Annotated in this window: 18 protein-coding genes; 8 read left to right on the top strand and 10 right to left on the bottom strand. The window is 37.9% G+C overall.

Annotated features, from left to right (window positions below; all coding sequences use genetic code 11):
- Nucleotides 1-166 precede the first annotated feature (166 nt).
- Together FJR37_RS14235 and FJR37_RS14230 are read right to left on the bottom strand one after the other, a co-directional pair.
- Complete coding sequence (locus FJR37_RS14235) at nucleotides 167-595, bottom strand: hypothetical protein (RefSeq protein ID WP_168466307.1); 429 nt, start codon at nucleotides 593-595, stop codon at nucleotides 167-169.
- Nucleotides 588-803 carry a hypothetical protein gene (locus FJR37_RS14230; protein WP_168466306.1) on the bottom strand — a complete coding sequence of 72 codons (216 nt, stop codon included), beginning with the start codon at nucleotides 801-803 and terminating at the stop codon, nucleotides 588-590. The genes FJR37_RS14235 and FJR37_RS14230 overlap by 8 nt, the downstream gene beginning before the upstream one ends.
- A 311-nt stretch (nucleotides 804-1,114) precedes the next feature.
- Between FJR37_RS14230 and FJR37_RS14225 the strand changes: the two genes are divergently transcribed.
- Nucleotides 1,115-1,726: a hypothetical protein gene (locus tag FJR37_RS14225; RefSeq protein ID WP_168466305.1), complete on the top strand. Its 612-nt coding sequence runs from the start codon at nucleotides 1,115-1,117 to the stop codon at nucleotides 1,724-1,726.
- A gap of 25 nt (nucleotides 1,727-1,751) precedes the next feature.
- Complete coding sequence (locus FJR37_RS14220; protein ID WP_168466304.1) at nucleotides 1,752-2,129, top strand: replication/maintenance protein RepL; 378 nt, start codon at nucleotides 1,752-1,754, stop codon at nucleotides 2,127-2,129.
- 109 nt (nucleotides 2,130-2,238) lie between these two features.
- Here the strand turns inward: FJR37_RS14220 and FJR37_RS14215 are convergent, their stop codons facing one another.
- From FJR37_RS14215 to FJR37_RS14195, 5 genes are all read right to left on the bottom strand, one after another.
- Nucleotides 2,239-2,643 carry a type II toxin-antitoxin system HigA family antitoxin gene (locus tag FJR37_RS14215; protein WP_254434580.1) on the bottom strand — a complete coding sequence of 135 codons (405 nt, stop codon included), beginning with the start codon at nucleotides 2,641-2,643 and terminating at the stop codon, nucleotides 2,239-2,241.
- On the bottom strand, nucleotides 2,627-2,926 hold the full coding sequence (locus FJR37_RS14210) for a type II toxin-antitoxin system HigB family toxin (protein ID WP_096668604.1): 300 nt from the start codon (nucleotides 2,924-2,926) through the stop codon (nucleotides 2,627-2,629). Before FJR37_RS14210 ends, FJR37_RS14215 begins: the two co-directional genes overlap by 17 nt.
- A gap of 217 nt (nucleotides 2,927-3,143) precedes the next feature.
- Complete coding sequence (locus FJR37_RS14205; protein WP_168466302.1) at nucleotides 3,144-3,890, bottom strand: creatininase family protein; 747 nt, start codon at nucleotides 3,888-3,890, stop codon at nucleotides 3,144-3,146.
- Between the two features lie 147 nt (nucleotides 3,891-4,037).
- The gene (locus FJR37_RS14200) at nucleotides 4,038-4,256 is read right to left on the bottom strand and encodes a DUF2839 domain-containing protein (protein ID WP_039202889.1); all 219 of its coding nucleotides are present in this window, start codon (nucleotides 4,254-4,256) and stop codon (nucleotides 4,038-4,040) included.
- Nucleotides 4,257-4,323: 67 nt separating this feature from the next.
- Nucleotides 4,324-5,868 (bottom strand): helicase C-terminal domain-containing protein, encoded by a 1,545-nt coding sequence (locus FJR37_RS14195; protein WP_039202891.1) that lies wholly within the window; start codon nucleotides 5,866-5,868, stop codon nucleotides 4,324-4,326.
- Between the two features lie 148 nt (nucleotides 5,869-6,016).
- Between FJR37_RS14195 and FJR37_RS14190 the strand changes: the two genes are divergently transcribed.
- Entirely contained in the window at nucleotides 6,017-6,976 is a 960-nt protein-coding gene (locus FJR37_RS14190) for a M48 family metallopeptidase (RefSeq protein ID WP_039202892.1), read from the top strand.
- Between the two features lie 384 nt (nucleotides 6,977-7,360).
- On the opposite strand, the gene FJR37_RS14185 is transcribed toward FJR37_RS14190, so the two are convergent.
- Complete coding sequence (locus tag FJR37_RS14185) at nucleotides 7,361-8,392, bottom strand: VOC family protein (RefSeq protein ID WP_168466301.1); 1,032 nt, start codon at nucleotides 8,390-8,392, stop codon at nucleotides 7,361-7,363.
- Between the two features lie 27 nt (nucleotides 8,393-8,419).
- Between FJR37_RS14185 and xseB the strand changes: the two genes are divergently transcribed.
- A complete protein-coding gene (gene xseB / locus FJR37_RS14180) occupies nucleotides 8,420-8,659 on the top strand; it encodes an exodeoxyribonuclease VII small subunit (protein WP_053540542.1) in 240 nt (79 codons plus the stop codon).
- Nucleotides 8,660-9,442: 783 nt separating this feature from the next.
- Here xseB and FJR37_RS14175 read toward each other — a convergent pair.
- Nucleotides 9,443-10,405, bottom strand: a complete 963-nt coding sequence (locus FJR37_RS14175; protein WP_174763423.1) for an amino acid ABC transporter substrate-binding protein — start codon at nucleotides 10,403-10,405, stop codon at nucleotides 9,443-9,445.
- A gap of 309 nt (nucleotides 10,406-10,714) precedes the next feature.
- Between FJR37_RS14175 and FJR37_RS14170 the strand changes: the two genes are divergently transcribed.
- Entirely contained in the window at nucleotides 10,715-10,933 is a 219-nt protein-coding gene (locus tag FJR37_RS14170) for a hypothetical protein (protein ID WP_039204711.1), read from the top strand.
- Nucleotides 10,908-11,489, top strand: a complete 582-nt coding sequence (locus tag FJR37_RS14165; protein WP_039204709.1) for a Uma2 family endonuclease — start codon at nucleotides 10,908-10,910, stop codon at nucleotides 11,487-11,489. The genes FJR37_RS14170 and FJR37_RS14165 overlap by 26 nt, the downstream gene beginning before the upstream one ends.
- 189 nt (nucleotides 11,490-11,678) lie before the next feature.
- Here FJR37_RS14165 and FJR37_RS14160 read toward each other — a convergent pair whose 3' ends face one another.
- On the bottom strand, nucleotides 11,679-12,440 hold the full coding sequence (locus FJR37_RS14160) for a hypothetical protein (RefSeq protein ID WP_340626624.1): 762 nt from the start codon (nucleotides 12,438-12,440) through the stop codon (nucleotides 11,679-11,681).
- Between the two features lie 325 nt (nucleotides 12,441-12,765).
- Here FJR37_RS14160 and FJR37_RS14155 point away from each other — a divergent pair, with 325 nt between their 5' ends.
- Together FJR37_RS14155 and ruvA are read left to right on the top strand one after the other, a co-directional pair.
- On the top strand, nucleotides 12,766-13,512 hold the full coding sequence (locus FJR37_RS14155; protein WP_096668621.1) for a sucrose-phosphate phosphatase: 747 nt from the start codon (nucleotides 12,766-12,768) through the stop codon (nucleotides 13,510-13,512).
- Nucleotides 13,509-14,150: a Holliday junction branch migration protein RuvA gene (gene ruvA, locus FJR37_RS14150; protein WP_096668623.1), complete on the top strand. Its 642-nt coding sequence runs from the start codon at nucleotides 13,509-13,511 to the stop codon at nucleotides 14,148-14,150. The genes FJR37_RS14155 and ruvA overlap by 4 nt, the downstream gene beginning before the upstream one ends.
- The last annotated feature ends 1 nt before the right edge of the window (nucleotide 14,151 follow it).

The raw sequence follows: 14,151 nt of genomic DNA, 5'->3' as shown, positions 1-14,151 counted from the left end.
CTTATTGTATGGGTGGGAAAGTGTGCGCCCATATATATAAGACTTCTATTTATCAAAATAATTATTTCCCAAATTATTGACTATTCAAGTAGTGATAATCAAAAATCAGCATTTACAGGATTAGCTGATAATGCTGATCTTCAAAATCCTCAATTAGCCATGTTTTTTACTCTAAAACTTTTTGTTTCGGGTTAATCTCAAAATATAACTGTGACCGATGAAAGCAAATATCAAATTCCATAAAAAAGTTTACTTGTCCTAGAAGTAGGGGAACATTAGTAGCTTTTGTCCAAGCAAACACAAGTTGTACAGGTTCAAATTGTCCAACTATAGTATTAATAACCACTGCACGAGCTTCATACTGAGCTAAGTTTCCTGTTAAGCTTAAAGCCGTTGTTTGTTGCTCCCAAATACACCCAAGTTCAATACCCACTGGATAAGGTAATACATTTACCATTGCACCTGTATCCAGTAAAGCAGAAGTTTGTATTGAGCGTTTTTGATAGGTTAGTCTGAGCGGAAGATGTGGACGAAACCCAGCTTCACCTAACTCAGGATTAACAGTAATAAAAGGATATCTTTCAGGATTAGTCATTATTTTGAGATTTAGCTGCTTGTAAGACTTCTAACATAGTATTTGCAGCGTCGAAAGCATCATAAGGCGACCAAATTGGATAAGATTGATCAGGTTTAATTAAGTTAGTTTCTTCTTGCGCTAGTTCAGATATCAAAACCTGCATAATGTACAGTTTATCTGCACGACTGAGAGTGTGTAGGCTGTTGAGTAGTTCTGTAGAAACCATTTAAAAAACTCCGGGATTTCAAAGAGCGATAGCGAAGCACTCCGTAGGAATCGCACACTTATTCTATCATCTAGTAAATGCTAATTTTAATGGTGAAAAATTGTCTGAATCAGGATTTGCAGGATTTAAGGATTTACAGGAGAGAGTTTTTGGATTAATTGGAACTGTAAGACTCAGAGATAGTACAGGTTTCCGTAGTAAAAAAAGCTATAATTATTTTTAGACTTGGGTTATTATGTCTATATGTAGGTAAAATGAAATTTTCACGCCAAATAAGTCCAGCTAATCGCCGATATATCCAGAAATGCACTATGCAGGAAACTCAACGTCAGATTTTGCACCTAATTTTTTCTGCTAAAAAAGAAATCAGTGACCGACAAATTGTAGAAAAATTAGGTAAAGACCTCCAGGAAGTTCGCTTTCATTTAGATGAACTCAGTGAAGGTGGTTTTATCAATCTCCTTTCTGACTCAACTTCAACAGGTGATTTTTATTTAGCTAAGTCAGTTACTCCAAGAGGACACATGGTTATTAAAGGACAGATTTCCTTAGATGAGAGAATTAATTCTAAATCCAGTTCTCAAACCTTCCAGATAACAAATAAAGCTCCTATTGGCTCTCAACAATTTGGCAATTACAACACTGCTCAAATCAATCAAAATATTGGAATTGATGTTACAGATATCTTACAGATTATTGAGGATTTGAAGAAATCAGTGAATGATATTCCCTTGGATAATCAGGAGATTGCTGTTGGTTGTCTAGCAACTATTGAAGAAGAAGTTATCGCCCCTAAACCTTCTTCTAAACTCAAGGCTGCATTATTTGGACTTTGGAGCGTTACAAAAGATATTGTTACCTTTGCTAATGCTGTGACTGCTATTGCAGATAGGCTTAATATAAATCTTCCAGGATTGGGTTAGTGCTTGAGATAGGAAATTAGTTCCCATGAATGATTATCAGCTTGTTTTACAAAAACAAAAAAATCGTTTTGATGTACTTAGATTTATTTATCAAGAAACGAATGGGGAAGCGGACAAAGTAACAACAGCAAAAGATATTGGAAAAGCAACAGGTATATCTATTGAGGAAGTTATAAATATATTAAAATATTTACAAAATGAGGGTTTAGTTAAATTTCTTTCTCCACTCTACCAAAGTAGTGAATTGATTTCTATCAACATTCTTCATCAAGGTGTCCTTGAAATAGAGGCAGCAATTACCAAGCCAGATCAAGACACTGAACACTTTGTAGCCCAAATCTTTCATATTACCAATAATGCTCCAATATCAACACAGCAGTTTGGCAATCAAAACACTTTATAGGAAACTTCTCATCTAGGCTATAAGGTTTATGTAATCTATGTAATCAATTAACTAGTCTGCTTAGAATTTAAGTCCACATAAAATTGAAACACGACAAAGAAAAATAGGTTCATTCTCCAACAAACAAGCTTGTATCAACATGAAAAAACTTCCCTAATATCTCAGCTTGTTCTCGCGTCACTCCCACCTCACCATTCATCATCAGAGAAACCAATTCACTCGAACCCAAAACAGGAACTAAATCACCTATTTCTAAATCCCGTGCTTCCAATAAATGCAAAATTCTCGAACGAGGGGTAGAAATATTTAGCTGATAATGCTGACTTTCAAAATCTTCAATTAGCCTTACCAATAACTCCAACAAAGCATTTTCTTCTGCTGTCAGACGAGAACGAGAAAGTAAATCTTCCACAACTGCTAAAAGTCGATCATTTTCTTCCTCAGTTTTAATAACTCGCGGTTGAGACTGAGAAAGTAATTTGCTGTAAACTTCTGAATCAAAAGTAAGGGTCATTTTTCCAGTAGTCTTTGTCATATTCTGCATGAGTTAAGACATATTTAATATAGATGACCTGGTTCTCATAATTAATACTAGCAATTAAACGGTATTTATTGCCTTTAATATTGAAAACTGTCAAATTACCAACAGACTCAGCCTTGGGATAAACAGACTGTACCTCCACTAAATTACCCCAATTAGCTTTACTAACAGTAAAATACCAGTCATCAAGAGCTTCACAACAGTCTGCGTGTTCTTGACAATATTCTCTGAGCTTTTTTCGGCTGATAACGTGCATTAAACTTTGATTTTAACGGTTCTTCGGTTATTTTTATGAAAAACCTGGTTCAAAATCATTGAAAGCCATATTGTGTAGGCATTTCATTGAAAATATGGAAATAATTGTTTATAACCCTTGTCCCGTAAGGGTTTTGTTATCATCAATTCTCAATCACCATAAAAGAGACGCAAGAGCCATTTTAACTTGTACAGCCAATAGTTTGAGTGACTTTCATTTATTCCCCCTTCATAAACTCCAAATACCCTTTACTTAATTCTTCCACAGACAAATCATAAAACTGCTTACCGTGTTCTGGGGTCGCTAAATCTGGATTTGAACCCATACGACCATCTGGATAACGTAACCGAAAATCAACAGCACTATAAATTGTATGTCCACCCGCAACTTCTGGAGCAAGAAAAGCTTTTTTAATTGCTTCTGGATAAATATATTGGGTAACAGCTACTTCACTGGGGGTAGCGTGAGAACCCTCTTGATTACCATATAATTCTTTGGCAAGTTTGTAAACGGAACTACCCATAAACCAATTAGCAATTTGACATTGCACTTTTGCGGAATTGGGAATTTGTAAATCTTCTAAATGAGCGTAAGTTTCCGAAAAAGCAGCTTTGAGGGTGGCGATATTTCCCCCATGTCCATTAATAAAATAGAATTTGGTAAAACCAGCTTTGACTAAACAGGTTAAATAATCTTTTATTACTAAAATTAAAGTGCTAGGACGTAAACTAATTGTTCCAGGAAAGGCTGTATGATGTAATGCCATACCGACATTAATTGTTGGCGCTACCATTGCTTGAGTTGCTTCACCGACACCCTTTGATATAGATTCTGCACAAATTGCATCAGTCCCAATTAATCCTGTTGGTCCATGTTGTTCTGTTGAACCAATGGGTAAAATAATTCCCTGAGATTTTTGTAAATAAGTTTCAACTTCCGGCCAAGTGCTTAAATGTAAGAGCATTGTTTTTTAGGAGTTCAGGAGTCAGGAGTTCGGGAGGTAGAGAGGTAGGGGAGGTAGGGGAGGTAGGGGAGGTAGGGGAGGTAGGGGAAGTAGGGGGAATATTTCTTCCCAATGACCAATGACCAATTACCAATTACCAATTACCAATTACCCAACAATTTCCCACCAACCGAAAGCAGGACCGATAAAGCGGATGATTACCCAAGCAACAACCATAGATCCAATACCAATCCATGCACCACGAGTGGTAATAGCGACAAATTGTGAGGCTTGGGTTTTTGTGATGGGAACCCAAGGTAATATTTTTGTAGTGTCTTGTCCGTAGTCTTCTCCGAGTGAGTTTTTACGGCGTTTTGCTTCACCCATAATTCGATAATTTAGTTTGTTTTTGAGTTTATTTTAAATTCTAATAGAAATTCGGCAGGGAAATTAATTAACTAGAATCATCTTCATTATTGGTAGAAAACAGACTAGGATCAAGATAGTTCAAACGGGCTAGGGGACTAAGGGAGGAAAGGATTTGTACGCCGTAGCTGCGGTTAACGACACGACTGTCGAGTAATGCTACTATACCTTGATTTTCGCGGACGGGTGCGATCGCTCTTTGTAATTCATTCATGGCTGTGGGCAGCAAGTATAGCCGAAACCAGTCTTGGTGCGATCGCTTATAATGAGCTACTCTACCAGCTACCAAAGGATTTTCCAAGGATGGTAAAGGTAAAGTTGCAATAATTAACAATCTGGGTGATGGTAAAACACTTTGATTTTCCCGCCAAAATTCCCAACCAGTAATCAAAATCCCATTTTCATCTAAACAAGTTTTTTCCACTTGTACCCGTGAACCAAATTCCGAAGCCAAAATTGCTCCCACTCTGGCTTTTAGTGGTACATCTCCAATTAATATTACCGTCATTCCTGGTGCAGTTGCACTCAAACATACCAATGTGCGAACTTGATGAATTAAAGCTGGTTGAAATTCCGGTGTATTTGGTAAAGGTAACTTATAGGGAACATAAAGTTGAATTGCTTCCCCTTGACTATCGGCAGCAAATTTCAAGCAAGTAACATCTTCTAAACCCAAGCGTTGACGGAAAAGAGGTGCTTCCGTTTCCGGTTCTAAGGCGCTACCAATTAATACTACAGGTTGACGTTGCCAAATTGGGGCGAGGATTTTACCCAATTCCAGGGGAGCATAATGTAAAGAAAATAATCCTTGACGACGGGAAATTGTCGCCCAAAATAAAGTAGGAGAAGAAGAATCTTCCAAATTGGGGAATTGTTGCCAAAATTTTCGCCAAGCATCGGGAAGATGATTTTTATCTAAAGCTAAATATAAATCTTGTAAAATATCAATTTCTGGCTGAGAAATCAGATAACAGTGATAGGGATTTTCGGGGTGCTGAAATAATTTATATGTTAGTTCCACCCTAACTTCCCGAATTAAATCCGCTTCATAAGGATAAGCCAGCATTAATTGATCCCAATCATGGGTTTCAATGCTTTGGGTAAGCCTAGAACGCACCCAATCCTCTAAATCGTCAACGCCATCAATAATTGTGGGAATATTCCCAGGAAATGGATTGTTATCAGCAAATTGTCCCTTTAACCAAGCTTCAGGAGAAGTCAACAGTAAACCCTGAAAATCAGGACTTGGCCAAAAGTCACCGGTTCTAATAGGTTTATTCGCTGGTAGCCACTGCTGGAGTCGGGGAATTTCTACCTTTAACAACCGTTGCTGGACAGTTTCCGAAGCGACAATAATTACAGAACCGTGCCACATTAAAGCAGAAGCGATAAAACTGGTGCGATATCGTCCTTGATGCCCACAAACTGCCCCTACCTGGATTAAAGCACTACGTCCTAATCGCAAAGCACGTGCTACCAACCTAGCCATTGTCAAATGATGATGCCAGGAAGGGAAACCTGCTTGCGATCGCAAGAAGTTATGTAATGATAAATGAACTTCAGCCTCAATCACGCGCTTTTAATTCCATAACAAGTTTTTTCGTTGTCAGTTGTCAGTTGTTCGTTGTCAGTTGTTCGTTGTCAGTTGTCAGTTGTTCGTTATTTTATCTTTACCAATGACCAATGACCAATGACCATTTATTTACCCATTCTCCTAAATTATGCCAACTTATCCAGGAATTTCCAGCGAAGCCTTCAGACATCCATTAGATAGTCAAGCAGAACAAGCTTTACGCAGTTTACCCGGCTTTGATTTAATCGCCCGTAAATTTGTAGAATTTGTTTATGAACGACCCCAACTTGTCTACTTAATGGGTAACTCCATTGAAGTCGGACCCCGCCAATATTCTACTATTTACCAGATATTCCGGGAATGTGTCCGAGATTTGGACATTAGCGGCGAACCGGGCTTGTTTATAGCTCAAAACGCCCAAGTTAATAGTTATGCTTTAGGACAAGAACACCCTTATATTGTCGTTAACACTGGGTTACTAGATTTACTTAATGAAGCCGAACTACGGACGGTCTTAGCTCATGAACTGGGACATATTAAATGTGGTCATACTATTTTAATTCAAATGGCGATGTGGGCGATGAATGCCGCTTCCGTCATTGGTGAATTAACCTTCGGTTTAGGTAATTTTGTCAGTCAAGCCTTGATTTATGCCTTTTTTGAGTGGCGACGCAAAGCTGAACTATCCGCAGATAGAGCGGCTTTATTAGTCATGGACGATTTAAACCCAGTCATGTCATCTATGATGAAACTCTCTGGAGGTAGTCATAAATACGCCCATGAATGTAGTTTACAAGAATTTATTCAGCAGTCAGAAAAATATCAAGCACTAGATGATGATGGGCTGAATCAAGTATATAAATTTCTGTTATACAATGGCGCACAAGGAATGATGCTGAGTCACCCTTTCCCCGTAGAGCGCTTGCACTACTTACGCAGTTGGGCAGTATCAGAAGAATATCAGCAAATCAAAAAAGGCAATTATCAACGTTCTACTGACGGTTCCGTAGATGTTACATCAGAAACACCAGATCATGAAGCAGAAAAACTCAGAAAAGAAATTGAAAAATTACAAGCAGAAATTAACAAAATGAGAAAATCTGATTAGATTCGTAGGGTGTGTTAGCGACAGCGTAACGCACCATTATATTATTACTTGCCTTGGGGACTGGAAGTCGCGGCTACACAGACAAAACCCATCTTCATGGGTTAAGAACCTTAATTTTGTGTTAGTCCACGAAGGTGGACTTGGTTTGTGTAGTAGCGATTTCTAATCGCCGATAGCCATAAACTTTTAAGAGGATGTTTGAAAAGTGGTATTCCGTAATTTTCATCACATTGCTACCCCCCTTTCCCCTTGTAAAGGGGGGAAACAATAAAAATCCAGTTCCCTCCCCTTTACAAGGGGAGGGTTAGGGTGGGGTAAAAAATATTTGATACATCAACCATAACTTTTCAAACACCCTCTAAAACATCTTCTTAGAGTAATCATTTATTTACTTTCCAATATATTCCAAAAATAACCATCAGGAGCAACAAAAGAAAAGCTCTTTTCTGCAAACTCATTAATCATAATTTCCGTAATTTGTTGGGCGGCACTTTCTCGCACCCTTTGCCAATAAATCTCTATTTCCCTGACTCTGTAAGTATAAAGGCACATTCCTAAACATCCCGGTTTTGCATCTGTAAAACATGATGCCAACTTCATATTTTCTGGAAAGCGAATAATATAAAGTCTACCACTTCGCGCTGCCATAAAATCAGTTTGAGAAGAACAAGGATCATCAAAAGCTGTAACTATAAATTTTTCCCCTGGGTTCAGTGCAAAAAAATCTCTTCCTGCCAAAGATGATTCATAAGTTGTTTCTACACCATCACGCACACGCAATAAACCTAAAACTTCTTCATAGAATTTGAGAATTTCCTTACTATCATCTTGGACAACTATACCTACATGAGTAAACTGACTAGTTTTTAAAGGTGCATGATCATTAATCTGTCCATAATTAGTCACATCATAACCAAAACGTTGAAATAAAACTTGCCGACTAAATGGTTGAAGTAATAGCATTTCGCGTACTCCCACCAACGGTTCTAAAAAAGGACGACTTTTTTGATCTTTGTTATAAATTACTTCCCAGTGAGTTTGAGTGTAAAGAATGTTTTCACCAATTGATTTTGCTGCTTCCGCATGATTTAAAATGCCCAATATATCAGTAGTTAAGGTAGTACTCCAACGATTACCTTTTGTTTTCATGGAACTCACACCTAACCCTGTAGATGTAGGATTTTGCCAAATCATTAACCGAATTAATCCATGATCTGCACTTTGATGATAAAGTCGAATTGACTGTAAAGGTGAATTTACCCGATATAGTTGATAAGCTATAGTTGCGGTTAATTCTCCTATTTCTCCAATCCGATAACCAAATTGTTGCCAATATTGAATTGCGGAAATAGCATCTGGGACACCAATACAGACTTCATAGATACTGCTAATTGTTGTATTACTGGTTAAATTCATAATTTATTGAGGTAGGTAGAAAAATTTATGGTAAAACGGAATAATTCGGTTAAATCCATATCTGCAAATGGAGGAAGTTATGAAGCTAAGATAGCAGAAATTGAAACTATTATCACTCGCATTGAGGGAGGTGAATTAGAATTAGCCGATGTATTTACGGAATTTGCGACTGCGGTTGAGTATTTACAAGAATGTGATAGTTTTTTACAGCAGCGACAACAGCAAGTAAATTTGTTAATTGAAACTTTGCAAGATGATGACCAGTAAATAAACGGGAGACAACCGAAATATGCGAAAATAAGTAAGTAGGTGAACAAAATAAAAATGAGGGGTATTGCGTTTTGTAAAATGGCTGAAACTCAATCAGAATCTCGCATTGAGACAACTTTACATACCGTTATATACCTTTAAATTTTTCTGTTCACCTACTTAATTGGACAAAAATATTTACAGTCATTGCGAGCGAAGGGAAGCAATCACAACTCTTGGAATTGCTTCATTTCACTTCGTTCCATATGGCTAACGCCACGCAACGCTTACTCAATAACATTGTGTAATTAATTCTGTCTCACTACTTAAAATTATGGTGTATCTCTATTAATTACTGAATACACCTATGCAAAATTAAAAAATCCTAGTAATTATAACCTGAGAATTATTGATAAGTAATTACGTAAAACCTATATCCCGCAAGGAACTCAAGTTCCTTGCTAATAGCGAAAGTCATCTGAAGATGACTAAATACTTGGAAAATTTCTGAGTCCGTTTTAACGGACTTGAGCTATGAGACAGAGAATTTATTCTCTGGCGGGTGTAGAAACCAACAGATAAACCATTTTTAACTTAAGTTAACACCAATGAGCACTACTCAACCCTTACAAATCTATGTGTTTCGTAATCTTGTTAAGGTTCAAATCTTAGTCATCACGAATATGGCGGTTTTTAATTCAGTCAGGTACAAGAACCCCACCCCCAACCCCCTCCCCGCAAGCGAGGATGGGGCTATAATATACTCGATATGATGAGGAAATGCTAATTAATAACTAAATCCTACAAATCTTTCTGGGGAATTGCCTCATGAAACTCGATCATTAACTGCATGGTTTCTACGGCTAAATCACGTAAATCTCGATTGAGATATACAGCACCCTGAGAACCAAACCAACGGTCAAAAATTGCCACATATTTAGGGTTATCGTTGACAAATCCTTGCATAAATTTAACGAGGGAATAGTTCACTGAATTAAGGAATTTAGAGTTATTCTCAGGAATCATGCAAGCAATTCCTTCTCGTGAATAGGGACGAGGGGGGACTATAGCAAAACTATTTTGATTTTTTGCTGTTTGTAACCATCCTTCTAAAAGAATGCTATCGGATGCAAAAGCGTCAATTTTACCCTGTTCCAAAGCTGCAAATGCTTCCGGTCTAGTCTTAAAATATACAAGTTTGGTTTGGGGTTGTATTTGCTTGATTGCTTGTTCGTTGGTAGTTCCAGCTAACACACCCACACGCTTATTAATCAGGGATTCTGGTGAACCTAAATTGGTTTCCTTCTTAATTAAAACTTGCGTCCCTGTGACACCATAACTAATAGAAAAATCAACTTTTTTATCTCGTTCCCAAGTAAAACTACTGGCATCACAGACAATATCAACTTGTCGGTTAATTATCTTGGGAATCCTTGCTGCTGGGGTAACTGCAACTAATTTAAGTGTAATTTTTTTGCCTAATTCTTTCTCTAATTGCTGTTGGATTAAAGTTAGCATATCCACAGAATAACCAGTCAATTTTCCTTGACTGTCGGAGTAGGCAAATGGTAAAGCGTCTTTGCTCGTACCAGCAGTTAATACTCCTGTCCGTGCTACCTTTTCCATTACTGTTTCTGCCTTAGCAATACCGGGCATTAATCCTGATAATATCAAACCGAAGATCACAGGGGTAATATTTTTATATATCTTCGACTTAGTGAAAACAGGTAAATGGGAAAGATTTATTTTGGTACTTACAAACATATTAGTCTTGGGGAATCCATAGAATCAAAATGATTAAATTATCTCTATTAAAGATCAAGTTAACAGTTCTAGAAATGATTCTTCACATTAGACCCTGTACAGAATTATGAAACCAATTAATTCATCCGTCTTGATCTGCGTTATCTGCGGTCAATTATTCTGGAAATCTGATTATATACAGCCTTATCTCTGAATAATCATTGTCAGGATTTAATACTTTGAGCGATCGCCAAATCATTATGCTTACTCGCTACTAAAGGTATAACTGGTAACTATACCGTAGATTCAGAAGATATCAAAAAAGAGCCAATGATTACCACTATTGCCACTATAGTGGGTATTGTAGCTGAAACTATGGCGATCGCAGAGGAAATTATCAAAAATTCTGAATTGATGAAAAGTTCCTTGTCTGGTAATACGATGAATATGAGCGATTACCCTGATTTATTTAGGTTTTATAGGCAATTAGGATATTATAAAAATGGCGTAAAAGGTGAATCAGATGGTTGTCACAATTTCTCAATCTGAAAAAAATCCAGTTGGAGCCTTGCTATCAAATCTAACATGGGAAACTCTGGAAAAATTAGATGGGGATTTGGCAGAAACTGGAGCGCAATTAACTTATTTAGATGGGTGTTTAGAAATTATATCTCCTTTATCTGATGCTCATGAAGAACCTAAAAATACTTTAGGTCAGCTTTTGGAGATTTATATGCGGGTGAAAAATATTCGTTTTTATGGACGTGGTAGTACGACAATTGGGACAAAAGAATTAGGCGCACGCAAAGAACCAGATGAGTCTTATTGTTTGGGTACACGCAAACCAGTTCCAGACTTGGCAATTGAGGTAATAGTCACCAGTGGTGGAATTGACACCCTAGAAATTTATCGTCGAGTCGGAGTATCAGAGGTTTGGTTTTGGCAAGATGGTGTAATTTCGGTTTATTGTTTGCGTTCTACAGGATATGACTTAGTAACTAAGAGTGAATTGTTACCAGAATTGGATTTGCGTTCACTAGAGTTTTATTCTCGAATGGCAGATCAATATGATGCAGTGAATGGTTTTATGCAATTGTTAATGTAGAAAACTGGTTATACTCAACACGGCTTAATTATTTGATTCGGCGGGTAGGGGTAAAGCAAAAGCTCATAGGTGTCAACTTAAGCTCAAATCCTTACCACATCTCGTTCCTAGTCTCTGACTAGGAATGCAGTTGATGAGGCTCTGCCTCTAATATTATTGAAGGCAGAGCCTTCTAGAATTCATTCCCAGTCAGAGACTTCCTTCCTGTCTTCCTTCCTGTCTTCCTTCCTGTCTTCCTTCTTCAAGTCCCTCTTGTTTCCATTCTTCCCGTTGTTTAAGATATGCTGGTGATAAACTCTCCTTTACCTCTTCATCATTAACATCACTATTCAATTCTAAATTTTTCCGCCAAGATGCGAAAATTTCCATTAATCTATCCCATTTATCATTCTCTTTTGATAGTTCAACTACTTCGCTGATAGCTTCATTTTGAGTTCTACCTTTTCCTAATACCCTTAACCATAGTGTATCCTCTGTCATGGGTAACTGGTTAATAGCCACAATAGCTGCTTTCTGGTATTTTGGCAGAAAATAAACTCCTTTTTCCCATCCCTCCTTTGTTTTTGCTCCAAACCCTTCCAAGATTCTTTCAGAACAAGTGGGTGTTAAAATCCATAGAAAAGGTAATTCTTCTTCAGATATAGAACGTTTTTCTCTTTTGGCTTGTCTTAACAATTCACCCTGAACACTATACAATTTTAACAAACAACTTCTAATTTCTACCTCATTAGGTGCATTGCGGTAAGGTTCAAAAAGACAGCTTGTAACTGCCATTCTTCCTAATAATCCTACTTCTGAATTTTTAGGTAATGTTGTTGTTGGCTCAAAGGAAACATCTATTTCCTGAACTTCGCTTTTTACATCTTTGCTGATTGTGACATTACCTAAAGGTTTTAATAATGCTTCTAGGTATTCTTTAGCCAGTTGGTCGTGCAGTTGTCGTGTCATCATTCCCCGCTGGGTTGTCAGTTTGACTATTCTGGTATTTATTTTAAGATAGTTCTTCCTTATCAATTTTATTATAGCAAATTTCAAATCAATTGTCAAGCATCTAAATACTGTTTTTGCGCGAAAAATCAAAGGTTAATTAAGGAATATGAATTAAATAAAGTGCAAAAGTAGGGTGTGTTAGCGACAGCGTAACGCACCATTTCAGGTTAAGTCAGAATTGCAGGTTATTAAATTTGCGTTCCTAACCACTAAATTCGTCAATTCTGCGCTAAGTGCCAAAACAGCATACACTTTTTGTGAATTAACCTCACAAAAGGAGTTGACTGTGACTAAGTTCTTATTCGTAACCGATTTAGATCATACCTTCGTAGGGGATGATCAGGCATTATTATTGTTGAGCGATCGCTTGCAAAGTCATCGTCAACAATATTGTACAAAAATAGTCTACTCCACCGGGAGATCGCCTGTCCTTTACCGCGAACTCCAACAGGAACAAAATCTCTTTTCCCCAGATGCGTTAGTTCTGTCTGTAGGTACGGAAATCTATTTGGATGGTAGCAATATTCCTGACCCAGAATGGTCAAACATTCTTTCTCAAGGTTGGGATAGGCAAAAAATCCTATCTATTACTGAACAATTCCTAGAATTAGAGCTACAACCAGATACGGAACAACGTCCTTTCAAGGTCAGTTTTTTCCTAAAAGCAGAATTGTCGGGAATCTTACCACAACTTGAAGCGGAGTTGCAAAAAACTCAACTAAATGTAAAGTTAATCTATAGTAGTGAAATTGACCTTGACATTTTACCCCATACCAGCGATAAAGGTCAAGCAATGCAGTTTTTACGACAGAAGTGGAAATTTGCAGCCGAGCAGACTGTTGTTTGTGGCGATTCGGGTAATGATATTGCTTTATTCGCTGTTGGTAGGGAACGGGGAATCATTGTCGGGAATGCTCGTCCAGAGTTACTCCAATGGTATCATCAGCATCCTGCGGACTACCGTTACCTCGCCCAAAACCGTTGTGCTGCTGGGATTATGGAAGGTTTAAAATATTTTGGTTTCCTAGAATGATTAGCTATCTTAAAGGTATTGTCGCCGGTGTCCAAGCCATTACTCCTAATCGCGTCATCTTGACCTTAGAAGTCAATGGCACAGGTTACGATTTACAAATTCCCCAACGTCTGGCTAACCAGTTAACCTCAACTGGGGATGTGATCCAAATCTTTACCCATTACCAGATTCGGGAAGAAGTACCCATGCTTTACGGTTTTTCTTCTCCTTCCGAACGGGATTTATTTCGCCATTTGCTCAGTGTTAGCGGTATTGGTGCAGCATTAGCGATCGCTCTCTTGGATACAATGGAATTACCAGAGTTAGTCCAAGCCATTGTCGCTGCTAACGTCCAAATGCTGATTCAAGCTCCTGGAGTGGGCAAGAAAACCGCTGAACGCATCTGTTTAGAACTCAAGAGTAAACTGATCGAATGGCGCAAATCAGCGGGCTTCTTCGTCGCTACGGGTGGACCTGCACCAGGAATTTTAGAAGAAGTGCAAATGACTCTCTTTGCTTTGGGATATACTGCCCATGAGGTTAGTAACGCCCTGCACGTAGTTAGCGAAGATATTGGTTTACCCAAAAATGCCTATGTGGAAGATTGGATTAGACAAGCGATCGCTTATCTTAGCAGTAGTGAAGTAGAGTGTTCATAAT

Origin of the sequence: Aphanizomenon sp. UHCC 0183 (assembly GCF_009712065.1) — a bacterium.
Lineage (GTDB): Bacteria > Cyanobacteriota > Cyanobacteriia > Cyanobacteriales > Nostocaceae > Dolichospermum > Dolichospermum heterosporum.
The sequence above is the reverse complement of the archived record's forward strand: the minus strand, read 5'-3'. Positions and strand labels throughout refer to the sequence as shown.